The 15394-nt window shown below is 64.8% G+C and carries 16 protein-coding genes; 6 read left to right on the top strand and 10 right to left on the bottom strand.

The window, feature by feature from the left end:
• Positions 1–138 precede the first annotated feature (138 nt).
• The 3 genes from Q8K99_10620 to Q8K99_10610 are packed head-to-tail and all read left to right on the top strand — an operon-like array spanning position 139 to position 1824.
• Complete coding sequence (locus tag Q8K99_10620) at positions 139–393, top strand: hypothetical protein (GenBank protein MDP2183006.1); 255 nt, start codon at positions 139–141, stop codon at positions 391–393.
• On the top strand, positions 390–887 hold the full coding sequence (locus Q8K99_10615; GenBank protein ID MDP2183005.1) for a hypothetical protein: 498 nt from the start codon (positions 390–392) through the stop codon (positions 885–887). Before Q8K99_10620 ends, Q8K99_10615 begins: the two co-directional genes overlap by 4 nt.
• 1 nt (position 888) lies before the next feature.
• Positions 889–1824: a PAAR domain-containing protein gene (locus Q8K99_10610; protein ID MDP2183004.1), complete on the top strand. Its 936-nt coding sequence runs from the start codon at positions 889–891 to the stop codon at positions 1822–1824.
• Here Q8K99_10610 and Q8K99_10605 read toward each other — a convergent pair.
• From Q8K99_10605 to Q8K99_10595, 3 genes are all read right to left on the bottom strand, one after another.
• Positions 1747–3723 (bottom strand): O-antigen ligase family protein, encoded by a 1977-nt coding sequence (locus Q8K99_10605; protein ID MDP2183003.1) that lies wholly within the window; start codon positions 3721–3723, stop codon positions 1747–1749. The genes Q8K99_10610 and Q8K99_10605 overlap by 78 nt on opposite strands.
• Positions 3724–3897: 174 nt before the next feature.
• A complete protein-coding gene (locus Q8K99_10600; protein ID MDP2183002.1) occupies positions 3898–9087 on the bottom strand; it encodes a cell wall-binding repeat-containing protein in 5190 nt (1729 codons plus the stop codon).
• Between the two features lie 135 nt (positions 9088–9222).
• Positions 9223–9807, bottom strand: coding sequence for a hypothetical protein (locus Q8K99_10595; GenBank protein ID MDP2183001.1), 585 nt, complete (start codon positions 9805–9807; stop codon positions 9223–9225).
• A 218-nt stretch (positions 9808–10025) separates the two neighbouring features.
• On the opposite strand from Q8K99_10595, the gene Q8K99_10590 reads away from it, so the two are divergent.
• Positions 10026–11399: an MFS transporter gene (locus Q8K99_10590; GenBank protein MDP2183000.1), complete on the top strand. Its 1374-nt coding sequence runs from the start codon at positions 10026–10028 to the stop codon at positions 11397–11399.
• A 13-nt stretch (positions 11400–11412) separates the two neighbouring features.
• Here the strand turns inward: Q8K99_10590 and Q8K99_10585 are convergent, their stop codons facing one another.
• The 4 genes from Q8K99_10585 to Q8K99_10570 all read right to left on the bottom strand — a co-directional run bounded on the left by Q8K99_10585 (position 11413) and on the right by Q8K99_10570 (position 13070).
• On the bottom strand, positions 11413–11817 hold the full coding sequence (locus Q8K99_10585; protein MDP2182999.1) for a PIN domain-containing protein: 405 nt from the start codon (positions 11815–11817) through the stop codon (positions 11413–11415).
• Between the two features lie 3 nt (positions 11818–11820).
• The gene (locus Q8K99_10580) at positions 11821–12057 is read right to left on the bottom strand and encodes an AbrB/MazE/SpoVT family DNA-binding domain-containing protein (GenBank protein MDP2182998.1); all 237 of its coding nucleotides are present in this window, start codon (positions 12055–12057) and stop codon (positions 11821–11823) included.
• 151 nt (positions 12058–12208) lie between these two features.
• Entirely contained in the window at positions 12209–12556 is a 348-nt protein-coding gene (locus tag Q8K99_10575) for a DUF86 domain-containing protein (GenBank protein MDP2182997.1), read from the bottom strand.
• On the bottom strand, positions 12543–13070 hold the full coding sequence (locus tag Q8K99_10570; protein MDP2182996.1) for a nucleotidyltransferase domain-containing protein: 528 nt from the start codon (positions 13068–13070) through the stop codon (positions 12543–12545). The genes Q8K99_10575 and Q8K99_10570 overlap by 14 nt, the downstream gene beginning before the upstream one ends.
• Positions 13071–13244: 174 nt before the next feature.
• Here Q8K99_10570 and Q8K99_10565 point away from each other — a divergent pair, with 174 nt between their 5' ends.
• Entirely contained in the window at positions 13245–13532 is a 288-nt protein-coding gene (locus Q8K99_10565; GenBank protein ID MDP2182995.1) for a hypothetical protein, read from the top strand.
• Positions 13529–13951, top strand: coding sequence for a type II toxin-antitoxin system VapC family toxin (locus Q8K99_10560; protein MDP2182994.1), 423 nt, complete (start codon positions 13529–13531; stop codon positions 13949–13951). The genes Q8K99_10565 and Q8K99_10560 overlap by 4 nt, the downstream gene beginning before the upstream one ends.
• A 19-nt stretch (positions 13952–13970) precedes the next feature.
• Here the strand turns inward: Q8K99_10560 and Q8K99_10555 are convergent, their stop codons facing one another.
• From Q8K99_10555 to Q8K99_10545, 3 genes are all read right to left on the bottom strand, one after another.
• On the bottom strand, positions 13971–14375 hold the full coding sequence (locus tag Q8K99_10555) for a type II toxin-antitoxin system VapC family toxin (protein MDP2182993.1): 405 nt from the start codon (positions 14373–14375) through the stop codon (positions 13971–13973).
• Positions 14372–14650, bottom strand: coding sequence for a ribbon-helix-helix protein, CopG family (locus tag Q8K99_10550; protein MDP2182992.1), 279 nt, complete (start codon positions 14648–14650; stop codon positions 14372–14374). Before Q8K99_10550 ends, Q8K99_10555 begins: the two co-directional genes overlap by 4 nt.
• A gap of 63 nt (positions 14651–14713) precedes the next feature.
• Positions 14714–15175, bottom strand: coding sequence for a hypothetical protein (locus Q8K99_10545; protein ID MDP2182991.1), 462 nt, complete (start codon positions 15173–15175; stop codon positions 14714–14716).
• Positions 15176–15394: the final 219 nt, after the last annotated feature.

Genomic DNA, 15394 nt, shown 5'->3' with positions numbered 1-15394 from the left:
TTGCAATGTCTGCCGCGCCATAGCCTACTCAGCCGTTCACCGAATGTAGGCAGAGAACCGTCGTCCGAGATAGCCCGTGAGAGGTCGAAGCCGCTACCATGAGGCGACTCGCAAACTGGGCTTTACGGAGGCGGCATCGTGAAAGCGCTCAAGATCACCGGCGTAGTTCTTGCGGTGTTGGTTGTAGCGGTGTTGCTCATCGGAGGCTACTTCGGGGTCGTGCCGTGGGTGTCGCGGCTCTTCGGCTCGAACAAGCCCCGGGACCTCGGCGTGAAGCTCACGGTCGAGAATGCATACGCCGGCGCGGATATCCCGGTGTGCCGAGCACGCCAAAGGAGCTCCAGTCGCTCCTCGACAACACGGACGCGGCCAAGAAGTTCGACGCTGGCATGACGAGTGACCAGGCCTCGTCGATGCTACTCATCGGCCAGAGCGGGATTCCCAACTGGCCGCTCTCCATCGTGCAGCTGCGCTTCAATGGCGATGGCACGGCGGAGGCCTCTGGCATCCTCAACTCATCGCAGGCGGTGCCGTTCATGCTGTCCGCCGGCGTTTCGCAGGCGAACGCGGACAAGGTCGCGAGCGCGCTCAAGCTCACCGGCAGCGCACCTTTCTACGTCAAGGGCACGTGCAGCGTCACGAACAACGCGGTCGCGCTCTCGCTCTCTGAGGTCGAGATCGCGCGAATCGGCGTTCCGGGCTCGTGGTACCAGGGCAAGGAATCGCAAGGCACGCCATACATCACCAACCTCCTCGACAGCAACGGCTTCATGGTCGAATCGCTCACCATCGCCGACGGCGCGGTCTCGATGAAGGGCACGCGCCCGCTCGCCAGCTACGGACCGTGGCTCAAGCTCGTAGGCAACGACACGACGGAGGTGAAGTGAGATGACGCGGCGCATCCTCGTGCGATTCGGCTCGATCCTTCTCGCGGGACTGCTGCTCAGCTCCGCTCTCCTTCTCACAGGCTGCAACGGCATGAGCGATGAGGACTTCCTCGAGATGGCCAAAGAGAAGCTGCTCGAGTATCTCGAGCAGCAGAGCGAGGACGCCGAGAACCCGGAGTCCGGACCCGTCCAGCTCGCGCTCACGTTCCCGGTCGGCAGGAGTCCCAAGGTCTTCGTGTCGGGCTGGGTCTTTGGCGCGACGTGTACCGCGACCGACAAGGAAGGCGACACGGTCGACCTCGCCGACCAGGTGAAGTGGAGCGGGAGCGGATCGTTCGAGCCTGAGACCGGAACGCGAGTCCGGCCGACATTCGACGGACCCGGCGGCAACACCATCACCCTCTCGGTCGTGTACCAGGGCAAGACCTACAAGCGGACGTTCAACATCGAGGCGGTTTCAACCGCTGGCTACGCCAGAGTCGGCGACCTCGCGAAGTGCACCGCGGACAACCACGGCAGTCCGGCTGACCCAGTGCCTGTGCAGGGCCCCATCATAAGCGGGAGTCCGAACGTGTTCATCGACGGCAAACCCGCGGCACGCAAAGGCGACCGGGGCGTGCATGCCGGTTGCGCGGGTCCGAACACTTTCGAGATCACCGGGGGGCCCCACCGTACTCATCAACGGACGCCCGGCTGCCAAGATCGGCGACGAGACACACCACTGCGGCGGAGTCGGCCGGATCATCACGAGCAGCTCAGGAGAGTAGCGTCGGGGGAGACCGATCCTCGGTCTCGTTGCCGAACCGGCCAAGGACAGAGTCCGGCGGCGGCTCGTAGGCATGGGGATGGCAATCGAGCGCTACTGCGGTGCCTTCGTCGGCTCGGCTACGCCGTCCGCCCGGAACCGCGCGTTCTTGGCCTTGGCGTCCATCCCTAGTGCATCGTAGGCAGTCGCCAGATTCCGCCACGCCACCCTGTACCGGGGCGAGAGCTCAACCGCACGCTCCAGTGAGACCGCTGACTGCTCCCACATCCCGAGCGCTGCTTGCGCCGACCCCTTCCCGGCCCAAGGTATTCCCGTGTTGGGATCCATGCGCGTAGCCCTCTCGAATCCGCGGAGCGCCTCGGTAGCGTATCGCGCGTCCTTGCTCGACATCGCGGCTGCCAGGTAGAGGTTGGCACGTTCTGCGACAAGTGTGGGGTCGTCTGGCATGGCGACTAGGGCGTCGTCGTAGGCGCGCGCGCCATCTTCGAGCGCATCGACATCGAAACGCTTCTGCACGAAGAGTGCTGCCGCCTTGCCCTCCTGGCGGGCGAAGAACGGTTCGAAGGGTGCGTTCCGGCGCGCCGCTTCGACGCGCTCGCGCACGACAGGCCAATCCACCCCCGACTTCGCGGCAGACACGGCGCGAGCCGCTGTCAGGTCCGCAGTGAACACGCGTGAGAACAGAACCAGCGCCACGAACGCGACCGCCGCACCGCTGATCGCAGCCATGCGCAGCCACCGCGCCTGCGCACCGGCCTCCGCGTCTGATGCATCCGCAGCGATCCGTCGCACCTGCGTCGCGCACACGAGTCCGACGACTGCGGCCAGAACCGGTCCCGTATCCATAGTCACGTAGTGCAGCATCAGACCCGAAACGCCTCCCACGAGCGAGGCTCCCACAGCAGCGACCTCGATCGAATCCGCATCTTCACGGCGCGCCTCCCTGACGATGGTGGTCGTCGCCAGCCCAGTCATAGCAAGCAACGCCAGCAGACCCGGGATCCCGAACGCCACACCGGTATCGAGGACCACATTGTGGGCCGCCTCAACGATCTGGTACCCGAACATCCCGTCAATCTGCTTCGGCGCCTGATAGTCGGAGTACACGAACCTGAAGCTGTTCGGACCCCAGCCAAGCACCGGCCTGTCGCTGATCATCTCGACAGACGAACTCCACGCCGAGACTCGCCACCGCGCGGTCTTGGACTTCGTGTCGAACACAGACGTCACGCGCTCGCCAAAGGACGGGTTCGCAAGCGCGCCGACCGCAACACACACTGCGAGCAGAAGTCCCACGCGTACCAGCTTCCTGGCACCGCCGCCGCGCGCACGCCCCATGGCAACGACGAGCACAAGCGTCCCTATTGCCGCCACCAGCCCTATCCAGGCTCCGCGGGAGCTCGACCACAGCAGCGCAAGACCGAGCAGCCCGAACGTGACGACCGCAAGAATCCGCCAGAACCTCCTGGCATCACGAAGCACCACGAATAGAACCAGGGGCAGAGCGATCACGCAGTAGACACCCAGGTTCGACGGATTGCCGAGCGTCGACGCGATGCGAAGCATCTGCCAATCCGGCAAGCTCGAACCCGTATCCACACGCTCCACCAAGGCCGCCAGGCCTACCAGAAGCCCTGCTGCGACCGTGGCCCTCGAGACGACGCGCAGGCCCACTTCCCCGAAGGCAAGAGCCGCAGCTCCCGCCCCGGACACAAGGCACGCAATCACGAGCGCAAGCCCCCGGTAGTCCGGGTAGCTGCCAAGGATGGCCTGGTGCGGCTCAATCGCGGTGACTGCCGACAAACAGGCCACGCCCACCAGAGCGAGGGCAGCCCACGCCAGCGTCGACCGACGAGCAATGCGAGACAGCGACGCGCTCGACTGTGCTGAGAGTGCCAGGCCAAGACCGATCATGACCGTCGCCAGGCTCAGCACTACGGCTTTCACGGGCCCGAACGGGCTTCCGCCAAGACGCGCCATGGCGAGCGGAACACCGCCGCACGCAAGTGCGAGGCCCGCGACAAGCGTTGCGCGACCCCACCGCTCCATCCGGCTGAAGGTCGCCCCCACGATCGAGACCTGCGAGCGATTGTTCTTCTGGCGAGCCAGCGCGGGTCTCCTGTCTTCCGCACGAGCACAACATCCGCACACCATACTGACACTAGGGCGTCCGCCCCGGTGCGAAACCGGGACGGACGCCCTTGAACACCTATGGGCTACGTGAGCCCAGCGTGGCGAGCGACGCTACTTGAGTGCCGCATCGATCTGCAAGCGCGTCTTCGCGGACACGCTAGCGGTACCGCCAAACACATAACAGTCCTCGATGGCGGCCTTGTTCGCCTTGAGGAACTCCGCCGTTGGGGCAGACAGGCTCTCAGAACGGGTCAAGAGAAGCACGCCGTTCATGCGGCCCACCAGGCTTCCACCCGTGAGCGCGTCTGCCAGCTTGGCTGCGATTCCGGTGCACCTTGGCTCGAGCCATCCTCGGCCAATGGCCTTGGTGGCGATCGTACGCGCGGTGGCGTAGCGATCATCGCCGGACCAGCGCTCGGCACCGAGGGTCTTCTTGACCGAATCCTTCACGGTCGCGGGACCTCCCCCGATGATGCGGGTGGTCAAGCCGAGGCTTGTGAGGGCTGCCTGCGTGGGCCCGGGTATCGAATCCGCCTTCACCAGCAAGACCGGATAGTGCTCGCTGGTCGAGATCGGCGAGAGAGCGAGCGCATCCGCAAACTTGTTGGGGTCCGCGCCGTTGGCAATGAGTGCCGTGGTCGGCAACGAGCCGCCATCTGCCACCAGCACGGTCTTCATGCGCTTCGCAACTTCGGCAGCCGTCTGGTAGCGATCCCCATACGGCAGACGCTCGACGCTCTTGACTCCGGGAATGGCCCGGAGCTGCGTGAGCAGGCTCTTCGGCACGCTGTTCGGCCCACCGACGACGTGAATAGCAAGGTCGTCCGGCATGGCGCGAATGGCGTCAGCTACCTCGGAGGGCAGAGAGGCGCCACGCAGCAGCAAGAGGGGCGCGTCGTAGACACCGCAGAGCCCGGCTGCTGCGAGCGGGTCGGCCGCAGCGCGATCCTCGCCAGAGGCGATGACCACGTGCTTGACGCCCACCCATCCAGGGAAGGCTTCCTTGGCGATGGCCACGGCCATGCCGTAGCGGTTCTGTGCCTGCACCGGAGTGTGATTCTGAGCGGGAGCAAGGACCGCGAAACTCGCCAGTGTCTTGTCGCTCTTGTTTCCAGCGTTGTCAGCGGCCCAGTAGGACAGGTTGTGGTTGCCGACGGCTGAGGTACTGACCGCAGTCGACACGGCGTCGACTGTCTGCGTCGCCCCGCCGTCCAAACGGTACGCGATGTAGTCGACACCCGACCCGGCATCACTCGCCGTAAGAGTGATCGTGGCCGAGGAGAAGTACGTCGCCTTCGCGTTGTCGCCCGTCTCAGGTGCGATTGAGTCGCCGACTGTGAAGTAGCGGGTAGTCTTGGAGCTCACGTTGCCTGCGTTGTCAGCGGCCCAGTAGACGAGATCGTGGTCGCCGTAGGCGTAGACGTTGACGGCGGCGTTCTCACCACTGACGGTCTGTGTGGCATCACCGTCGAGGCGGTATGCGATGTAGTCGACACCGGAGCCAGCGTCGCTTGCCGAAAGCGCGATGGATGCGCCGTCGTCGTATGTCGCCTTCGCGTCATCGTCCGTTTCGGGAGCAATCGTGTCGCCGACCGTGAAGTTGCGAGTCGTCTTGGAACTCATGTTGCCGGTCTTGTCGGCGGCCCAGTAGACGAGCGTGTGGTCGCCGTACTCGTCGGTGTCCACGACGGCTGAGTCTCCGCTGACGGTCTGCGTGGCAGCGCCGTCGAGGCGGTATGCGATGTAGTCGACGCCCGAACCCGCGTCGCTGGCCGACAGTGTGATAGACGCACCGTCATCGTAGGTCGCTTCCGCGTCATCGTCCGTCTCGGGAGCGATCGTGTCGCCGACAGTGAATTCGCGCGTGGTCTTGTCGCTCTTGTTTCCAGCGTTGTCAGCGGCCCAGTAGACGAGCTCGTGATCACCGTAGAGGTCGCTGCCCATGACAGCCGAGGTTCCGCTGACAGTCTGTGTGGCAGCGCCGTCGAGTCGGTATGCGATGTAGTCGACGCCCGAACCGGAGTCGCTGGCCGACAGCGCGATGGAGGCACTGTCGTCATAGGTCGCCTTCGCATCGTCACCAGTCTCGGGCGCGATGGTGTCGACCACGGTGAATTCGACGATGGCCGGAACGGAGACGTTGCCCGCACGGTCCTTGGCCCAGTAGACCAAGGTGTTCTCGCCGACATTGGTCGACGTGATGGTCTCGGGTCCTGCGCCGAGTACCTCTACCTCGTCACCATCGTTCAGACGATAGAACAGCTTAGAGACGCCCGCATCGTCATCGGTCGCCCAGATGGAGAACGACGCCTCGTCATCGTACGAAGACACCGCATCATCGAAGATCTCGGGAGAAACGAAGTCGGGGGCGAGCATGGCGAGAACCGCACTCACAGGAGTGGTCTCTCCAGCCACAACCGGCACGATTGTGGCTCCGCCTATGTCCGGTGCGTCATCGAAGAACTCGTCAACGTATCGTCCGAACGGATCTGAGAAGCCCACGAGGTACTGCCCGCTCGACGGCATTCTGGGCACACTCCAGGCACCGGAGTCGTCTGTGAGACCGGTAGCCACGAGTTCGCAACCGCTCATGAAGTCCATCGAGTACACCTCGACGGCCACATCGGAGGCGATTCGGCCGTACTCGTCGAGCACGACGCCTCCGATCGAGCCGGCATCGGCCGCGATCGCGAGCGATGCGTCGAGCGTGTTGTGGCCGGAGACGAGCTTGATGGTGCTGGCCAAGGCTTCCGTCTCGGCGTCATCGTGATACTCGGAGACATAGCCTCGCACCGCTCGGGTGTCGAATCGCAGTACATAGTCTCCATCCGGGCTGAGCCAGTCGAACTTGTAGCGACCAGCTCGGTCCGTGTACCCGGTCTGGATCCGATACGTACTCATGCCGTCGGTCGTTCGCTCGAGAACCTGCACTTGGACGTTGCCGATCGGCGCCCCTGTGCCTTCCTCGGTCACGACGCCGCTCAGCTTGGCACGCTTGTGAATGTCGAAGTCGGCCGCACGGATCTCACCAGGCGCGAAGCTCAGCAAGTCAGCCTTCTGATATGACGCCTTGTGATCGAAGTACTGCGTCACGTGGGTGGTGGTCCAGACATCACCTGAAGCAATGTACTTCGTGTCCGGGAAGAGGCCACGGACCCGATAGTGCCCGTCGGAATCCGTTCGGCTCCAGAACGAGTAGCCACTCAGGTCGTCGTAGCCGGACATGTCATAGCCGGACATCTGCTCCACGTACACGCTCGCGTGTCGGAACGGCTCGCCCGTCTCGGCATCGAGTACCGTCCCTTCGAGGAACGCCCTCCCTGGGTTCCGTGCAAGGGCCTTGTCGCCCCGAACCATCTGCCCGCCGATCACCTCAACGTAGTCTAGTTCCTCCGGAGTCCCGGGATTGTCGTAGTACCCCGAGAGGTAGCCTCCGAAGGGGTCGGAGAAGCCCAGAGCGACCTTGGTGCCTGCCCAGAACCGCCCCAGTCGGTATGTTCCGTCTGGATAGGTGTAGGTGGAGAATCCGCGGCCAAACATGTCGTACCCGGACACGTCGTACCCGGACATGTCGTACCCGGACATCAGCGCCTCGACCCAGATGTCCGCAATCGGGACGCCATCGACCTCGTCCGAAACGACGCCTCGAACCCCACCGAATGCTGGATCGATTCGGAGCCGGCCGTCGGCCACACGAGTCTCACCTGCGGCCAGAGTGATGGGAGTTGCAGCCGAGATGTCCGCGGCATCGTCGTACCACTCGATGTCGTAGACACCGGAGTCATCCCAGAAGAGAATCGCCAGCTGGGATCCGGGTCGGAGCGAGGAGACTGCGAATGATCCATCAGACGCCGTGTAGTCGCTCCCAGCCCAATCGTAGCCGCTCATGGTCTCGTACCCGGACATGCTGTCACCGGACATGTCGTCTATGTCGAACACTTGGACGTAGACCCCCGCAAGAGGCTCGCCCGAGAGTTCGTCAGTCACATGCCCGACAAGGGTTCCACCGCGGCCAAGTTGCGCATCAGCCTGGAACACGTCACCTGGATTGAGCACGATCGGGTCGAGGGTGAAGTCCTGACTGTTGTTCCAGGACTCCGAAAGATACTCCGGTGTGTACCAGGTATCGAAGAGCACAGAATATGTATCGGGAATCAACGACAAGAACTCGTAGGCTCCATCACCGTCGGTCTCCACCGAGTCGGCCCAGTCCCACCATATGTCGCCTTCATAGGGGGTCGCGTACTCCTTCAAGAGGACCACCGAGACGTCTTCGATAGGCTCGTCGGTGTCCTCGTCGCTCACAATGCCCACGATAGCTGAAGGCTCGGCCTCTCCAACAGAAATCGAGTATCGGCTGCTCCCGTACTCGATCTGGTGTTCGACGTAGACCCAGCCCGTCTTCTCCGCCGTGAAGCTCAGGCTGCAGTCCCCACCCGATATCCAGACCTCAGCGAGGGTCACGTTCGCGCCATCGCGGGCAGAGAGACGGCCCCAAACGTAGCCCATGCCGTTGTACCCGACCTGAACGTGGTAGGCCTTGCCGGCCCGCACAGGAACCTTGATGTAGTCGGGGTCGTTCCACGCGATGGTTCTCTCCTGGACCGACCCATCCACCGCGATGCGCTTCGCGTCCACAATGCGGTTGTCCGGCTCATAGGCATCCGCGGTCGACTCGTACATTGCGACCATCGAGAAGTCTTGCCGGATCTCATCGGAGCCGTTGTAGAACAGCGTGTCCGAATACGACGTCCAGTAGTCCGGCGCCTCGGCCGAAACGTAGAAATCGCCCGCGCCGATGTAGGAATAGAAGCTGTAGTCGCCAGATTCGTCGGATGTCGCCCAGTCCCACCACCACCAGTCGCCGCCACCAGAGTCGTAGTACAGCTCAACCGATGCGTCGACAATCGCGGCATCCGTGCGACTATCCGTCACGGTACCGTGAATCGACTTGGGTACGGCCGTCAGCTCGATATCTAGCGTCAGCGGCGTTCCGGCGAACACGATGTCCTCGACCCAGTAGTACTCGTATCCCGTCCTGTAGACCGACAGCGCGTTTGTCACTCCGCTGGTCAGACCGTCGAACGAATATACACCCGACGAGTTCGTGACCAGGTAGCCCTGCCAATCCCATCCCCCGTAGTCCGTGTTGTAGCTGTAGAGATCCATCCAGACGCCCGCTACGGGGTCGCCCGTCGCAGCATCCGTTACCGTGCCGGAGAGATCCGGGGCCACCGCCCCCGCCGAGACGGGGCAAGCGAGCGCAACGAGCACCGCGACCGCAAGTATCGTGACCCACATCCCCGCCGACTTGCATCGAGCGGCTGTCCTTGCGGACCTACACCCACCCATAATGCCCCCTCTTCCGCGTGAGCCGAACCGACCCACCCCTCGGGCCGATCGGCCCATTGCCCCCCTTACGCCGAAGCCGCCCTCCTACTGCGACTCCGACGACACTTCCCTCAACGCTAATACTCCGCCTTGCTTGCCGGGCTCAACCTGCATGATCCCGGAGAAGGACCCACCGCGAGTGAGCGCCTGCCTGGCATCCTGGTCCGGATACACAAGCGCGTTCCTGCCAGCAAACCCCTCGGCCAGCTTCGCGGAGGAGTCGGTCGCACCCTTCCCAGGTGCGACAGTATCGAGCTTCACGACGATGGCACCCTCAGGACCGATGCCGTAGAGGCTGAATCCCACATCAAACACGAGGAGTTCGCCGTCCTTCGGCGCGCCGACGACAGCAAGCGTCTGGTCAGGCGGCTCGACTACGCGCTCGAGCTGCGCTCCCGGTCTGGCAAGGGTATTGGGGTCGCCGGCCTTGACCTGCATGCCCGGCCGCGCGGTGCGCCCAAGACCCCATCCCTGCGTGAGCATGGAGCCGCCGAGGAGACCTAGCGCGACAATCAGAAGAGCCACGCCGATGATCCACCGGCGTGGTATCGCAGCAAGTCGCAATCTCATGGCACCGGGGGCAGATTCGGAATCGCGCATTCCGCCCCCCGCAAGATCCCCCTCGACCACGCGCCCCCCTCAAGGCTCAGAGCGTCGGAACTCGAGCTGTGACCGAATTCTGGCACAAGGCACCGACACCGAACAGAGGCCAGGAGGATGATTCTCAGAGAAAGCGAGCATATCCTCGACTCACCCCCCGTGCACGCCCCCACGCGAGTCGTATCATGTACGTGCAGGCGCGAGCACTCGGCCCACCTCACGCCCCCCAACGACAGGATCACACGACGATGTCCCGGAAGACCTCCTGGTTGGTGCTCGCCGCGGTCGGTGCGGGCACCTTCATGTCCGCTCTCGACTCGAGCATCGTGAACGTAGTGCTGCCGGTCATGCGCACCTCGCTCGGCGCGGGTGTGGCGCAGATCCAGTGGGTCGTGACGGTCTACCTGCTTACCGTGAGCGGGACGCTGCTGGGTTTCGGTCGCCTCGGCGATCTCAAGGGTCACAAGACCGTCTACATGTGGGGATTCGGGTTCTTCGTGGGCGGCTCGGTGGCGTGCGCGGTCTCACGGGACGTGGCGCTGCTGTCGACCTTCCGAGGAGTGCAGGCCTTCGGCGCAGCCATGCTGTTCGCCAACTCGCCCGCGATTCTCACTGCGTGCTACCCGCCCGAGCAGCGGGGGAAGGTCCTCGGCCTGCAGGCAACGCTCACGTACCTGGGACTCACGGTCGGCCCCCCGCTCGGCGGCTGGCTGGCAGGCGCGTTCGAGTGGCCGTCGATCTTCCTTGTGAACGTCCCGATCGGGCTCGCGGCCATGTGGCTGTCGTGGCGCTTCATCCCGGCTTCCGAGTCGCGCGGCGTCCGCGAGCGCTTCGACGTAGCCGGTGCCGGGACGTTCCTCGTCGGCCTCGTGCTGCTCCTGCTCGCGCTCAACCGCGGCAGCGACTGGGGATGGGCCTCGCCAAGGACGCTTGCCGCGCTCGGCGCCGCCGCGGCACTGCTCGTCGGGTTCGTCGCCATCGAACGGCGCTCCGCACACCCGATGCTCGACCTCTCACTGTTCGCGAGCCGCACGTTCTCGGGAACGACGCTTTCGGCGCTCCTCAACTACATCACCGTCTACACGGTCGTGTTCATCACGCCGTTCTACCTGATTCAGGGCCGGGGTCTCACCGCGCAGCGGGCGGGGTTGCTGCTTGCCGTGCAGTCCATCGTGATGGCGGTGATCGCGCCGATTTCCGGCACGCTGTCGGACCGAATCGGTTCGCGCAAACCGGCGGTGACCGGCATGGTCGTGCTCGCGGGCGCGATGGCGTGGATGGCATCGCTCGGCGCAGACGCTCCGCTCGTGCAGGTAGCAGCCGCGCTCGCACTTGTCGGCCTTGGCACCGGCATCTTCATCTCGCCGAACAACAGCGCGCTCATGGGAGCGGTGCCGCGCACGCGCCTCGGCATCGCCTCAGGCGTGCTCGTCGAAGCACGCAACGTGGGCATGGTGCTCGGCGTCGGGCTCGCCGGCGCCGTCCTCACGACCGTCCTTGGCGGGCTCGAGCCGGGGCCACATGCGGCGTTCTTCGCGGCCGTACGTGCGAGCTACCTCGCGGCTGCGGGCGTCGCGATCATCGGCGCGGCGACATCGGCGCTCACGGAGCCGGGAGCGTAGGCTGCCCCGCGCTCTATCCCAGCCACTCGACCTGCAGCCCGCTCTCCCTGAGAGGCAGGAAGTCGCGGTCGCCGGTCAGCAGAGGCGCATCGAGTGCGATCGCCAATCCTGCGGCGAACGCGTCTCCCAGACCGAGCCCGTGCGCCGCCTTGACCGCCGCTGCGAAGCCGGCGATATCCGCGTCCACTGCAACAACCGAGATCGGCACGCTCTCGAGCATCGCAACGACTCGCGCGGCCATGTGCTCCCCGGCCCGACGTCGTGCCATGTACGCAACCTCGCACCAGTTGACTGCCGACACGAGCAAATCCCCCGAAGCCGCCACGTCGGCAAGTCTGGACTGAACCCGCCCGGCGCATGGCTCCCCCGCGATGAGCGCGACGAGGGGCTGCGCATCCACGACGACTCTCCCGCCCACGCGTTACCCCTCGCGCTCGGATTCGTCACGTCGCTCCGCAATCAGCTCCGCCGAGGAGAACCCCTCGACTCCCTGCAACAGGCCACGCAGCTCGCCAAGGGGGTCATCGGCAACCGGCACCAGGTGGATCGAGCCCGCAAGATCAACGACCACGAGTCGCGACCCGGCATCGATGCCGTACTTCCTGCGCAGTTCGGCCGGCAACACGAGCTGTCCCTTCGAAGACACGGTCACCATCATTCAAATGCCACCTGCCTCCAAGACGCCGCGAATGCCTTACCTACTGAACGTATTGTAAGGCGTATCGCCAGGCAGCGCCATCACCATGCCACACCCGTCCAACCGAACCCTGTCTGGAAGCTTGCCGACGACTCACCCGCGTGCCGGTCGGCTACCCCCGCTCCTGCAGCAGCGCCGCAATCTCACGCCGCAGGCGCGTCAGGCGCCCCGTCGCAACGTCCCACACCACGCGGTCCGAAACCTTGTCGTAGCCGTGTGCGATCACGTTGCGGAAGTCGATGACGCCCTGCGCCTCATCGAACCCAGCCGCTAGATCGGGCTCGATTCGCAGCACCTTCCCCATCGCCTCGCCGAGGATCTCGAACTGGCGCTCTACGGCGGAGCGCAGCAGGAGGTCCTCGGCGTACTGTTCGAAGGTGTGGCCCTCAGTGAATTCCGCGATAGCATCGGCGGCGCGCAGCATGTCGTAGAGAGGCACGCGCACGTCACGTGGCTTCATACAGCACCACTTCCGACGCGGCCAGCTCGCGGAGAAGGTACGGGTTGTCGACGCTGTCGATCTCCAAAACGTCGACCGACAACCCGGCTGCGCGTTCCAGGGCGGCTCGGAACCCGAAGTAGAGGTCCGCGCGCGACCGGGAATCGTGCGGGTCGAACCGCACCGACACGTCGAGGTCCCGCGGCACTACGGCGGGATCGTTCTCGGTCGCGGAGCCGAACAGCGCGAGTCGCGTCACCCCGAACTCCCGGCTCGCCTCCACGATCGCCGATGCGAGTCCGCGCACCCGAGGATTCAGGAGGCTCGCCGCGATGACCGTCGGGAGATCGGCTGAGTCCCGGGAGCCAGCCGGTGCGTAGGCTACCCGCGCTTCGGCCGCGACCAGCCCTGCCAAAGCGTCCGCGAAGGGATGCTCTGCAACGAGCCTCAGCTGGCGGCGACCCCCCTCGTCGACAGCCGACGTCACGAGACCCATCGTCTCCAGGCGATCGACCTCGCGCTGGACTCCGGACACCCGGAGGCCTCGTGAAGATGAGCGGCTACTTCTACCCGACGGGACAATGGGCGGCTGCGGCTGCGCCTCCGATATCATTCTGATATCATTTCGGTAAGAACCTAGTACAATCCCGGCAAGCGCACCATGCGATGCTCGGCCGTGTGAACTCACCGGCCATCATGAGGAGCGAGCATGGGCGCGACCAAGGCACTTTCGTGGAGGCAGCGCATGCCCGACCTGCTCATACGCGGACTCAGCGCGGAGGCGCTTGACCGCCTCAAGGCCCAAGCAGCACGCAACGGACGGTCGATGCAGGCCGAGGCCACGTCGATCATTGAGAGCGGCATCAAGCCGACGATGGCCGAGTGGCTCGACCGCGTCGAGCGCTCACGTGAGCGAATCGAAGCGCAGCGCGGTGTCCTCCCGGGGTCCTCGGCGGATCTGATTCGCGAACTACGCGAGAGTCGCGACGAATCATGACCCGGCGAAGCTCCGTCGTGGTGGACGCGAGCACGGTCTTCGCCACGCTACTCCCCGAGGTGAGTTCCGCCGAGGCGCACGCGGTGCTCGCCGGCGTCACCGAGGTCTGGGCGCCCGACCTGCTGCCGTACGAGATCGTCTCGGCGCTCGCCGCCCGCGTCCGCCGAGGAGACATCTCGCCCGAGGAGGCCGATCTCAAGCGCCTCGAAGCGCGGAGCCTGCCCGCGTCACTGGTGCCGGCGAGCGATCTCGACGCCCAAGCACTGACGCTCGCACTGCGCCTGGGACACTCGGCGTACGACTGCTTCTATCTCGCACTCGCGCTCGAGTGCGAGTGCCCGCTCGTTACGTGCGACCAGAAGCTGGCCGCAGCAGCCGGCGAGGCTGGACTCGGGGCGTACGTGCGGTTGCTCGGGTAGCGGCCACGGTCCGCGGCCCTCAGACCCCCAACAACCTCACTCCCGGATGACGTGCGTGCGCTCTCGCATCGGCAGAAACCAGCTCGCAGTCGAGGTGTTCCGCGAGCGCCGGAGCTGCTGCGTCGTACAGAGTGCATCCGAGGGCCCCGGCTACGTCCAGGGTTCGGCCCATAAGCTCAGCGTCGGGACCGGCGACCACGAGGTCATCGCTGACCAGGCTGCGCCAGACACGGCGCGCCCCGTCTACCCCGAAGTGGCGACGCGCGACATCAAGAACCTCATACAGGAAGAGGGACGGCACGACGAGTCGCACTGTGCCCGCCGCATGTTGTCGCAAGAGGTCGCGCGCCTCATCCGACCCCGGCTCGTCGCGGAACCACTTCACGCCGACCGAGGCGTCCAGCACCACGAACCGACCGCTCATGGCGGATATTCGTCGAGTCGACCTCTGGCCTCGCGCAGGATCTCAAGGCTCGGACGGCCATCCAGGCTGGACTTCTGCGCGAGTTCCTCGAACAGCTCGAGCGACTCCTCGACTGCCGACTTGCGCCGCGCATCGGCTTCGGCCGACCGGGCATGAGCAAGGTAGTGCGCCGATGCCTCGCGAATCACACTGCTACGGGACCGATCCGCACTCTCGGCAACGGAGTCGATCTGGGCAAGCAGTTCATCGGGCAGGAACACCGTGAACCTGGCCATGGCGGCGCCTCCTTGTCACACTCAGTATCATACCTTTGGGTATGACCTCGGTGCAACACCCGCCTACTTCGCGTGATAGGCGAGGAACGCCTCCATCTCGGGCTCTGCCTCGAAGCGTGCCGCGATGCGGCCGAGTTGCCCGGACGTCATGCCGTGCCGGATGAGGTGCCCCCGCATCTCCGGATCGGTCACCAGCCAATGAGCGAGCGTCGACATCTCGTCCTCGAACGTCTTGAGCTCAGCAAGTTGCGCGGCATCGTCCGTGTAGTCGTACAGCGTCGTCGTGTAGCTCCCGACCAGCTCGCCATCGCTGTCGCGCCACTCGTGTAGTACGGGCGTGTCCCAGCGCAGGACGACGGGCCCCCCTGTCGATGCAAGCTGCTCCGCTTTTGTCTCCGCACGCGCGATGTCGCCCTGCCAGGGCTTGACGCAGTGCAGCGTCCCCAGCGTAATCGCCGAGGAAATCGCCACCACCCCAAGCACAGTAAGCACGAAGCCGAACGTGGACATCGAGATGCGCCCCATGGCATCTCCCTCCCCAGGGATGTCCCTCCAGTGCGTCGCAGCCTACCGCTTTGACCTGGTCCGACGGTATCCCCCAACGGGGTGAGAGCGGTACGGACTCGGCGTCGGCCGTTGGGATGAGGCTCTGGGCACGCGATTTGCTGTCCTTGGCGGGTATACCGGTTAAGGACGTTTCATAGTCGGCGCTTTGCTGGGCGCCATGGCAGGACATGTGAGGTG

The sequence above is a fragment of the Actinomycetota bacterium genome, from assembly GCA_030682655.1.
Taxonomy (GTDB): Bacteria; Actinomycetota; Coriobacteriia; order Anaerosomatales; family JAUXNU01; genus JAUXNU01.
The sequence above is the reverse complement of the archived record's forward strand: the minus strand, read 5'-3'. Positions and strand labels throughout refer to the sequence as shown.

What these genes read in the sequence shown, in the direction of transcription:
- Q8K99_10600 (MDP2183002.1), bottom strand. Translation starts at nt 9,087, where the DNA reads ATGTGGGTCACGATACTTGCGGTCGCGGTGCTCGTTGCGCTCGCTTGC.
- Q8K99_10545 (MDP2182991.1), bottom strand. Translation starts at nt 15,175, where the DNA reads ATGGGGCGCATCTCGATGTCCACGTTCGGCTTCGTGCTTACTGTGCTT.
- Q8K99_10550 (MDP2182992.1), bottom strand. Translation starts at nt 14,650, where the DNA reads ATGGCCAGGTTCACGGTGTTCCTGCCCGATGAACTGCTTGCCCAGATC.
- Q8K99_10610 (MDP2183004.1), top strand. Translation starts at nt 889, where the DNA reads ATGACGCGGCGCATCCTCGTGCGATTCGGCTCGATCCTTCTCGCGGGA.
- Q8K99_10615 (MDP2183005.1), top strand. Translation starts at nt 390, where the DNA reads ATGACGAGTGACCAGGCCTCGTCGATGCTACTCATCGGCCAGAGCGGG.
- Q8K99_10590 (MDP2183000.1), top strand. Translation starts at nt 10,026, where the DNA reads ATGTCCCGGAAGACCTCCTGGTTGGTGCTCGCCGCGGTCGGTGCGGGC.
- Q8K99_10555 (MDP2182993.1), bottom strand. Translation starts at nt 14,375, where the DNA reads ATGAGCGGTCGGTTCGTGGTGCTGGACGCCTCGGTCGGCGTGAAGTGG.
- Q8K99_10560 (MDP2182994.1), top strand. Translation starts at nt 13,529, where the DNA reads ATGACCCGGCGAAGCTCCGTCGTGGTGGACGCGAGCACGGTCTTCGCC.
- Q8K99_10580 (MDP2182998.1), bottom strand. Translation starts at nt 12,057, where the DNA reads ATGATGGTGACCGTGTCTTCGAAGGGACAGCTCGTGTTGCCGGCCGAA.
- Q8K99_10575 (MDP2182997.1), bottom strand. Translation starts at nt 12,556, where the DNA reads ATGAAGCCACGTGACGTGCGCGTGCCTCTCTACGACATGCTGCGCGCC.
- Q8K99_10565 (MDP2182995.1), top strand. Translation starts at nt 13,245, where the DNA reads ATGGGCGCGACCAAGGCACTTTCGTGGAGGCAGCGCATGCCCGACCTG.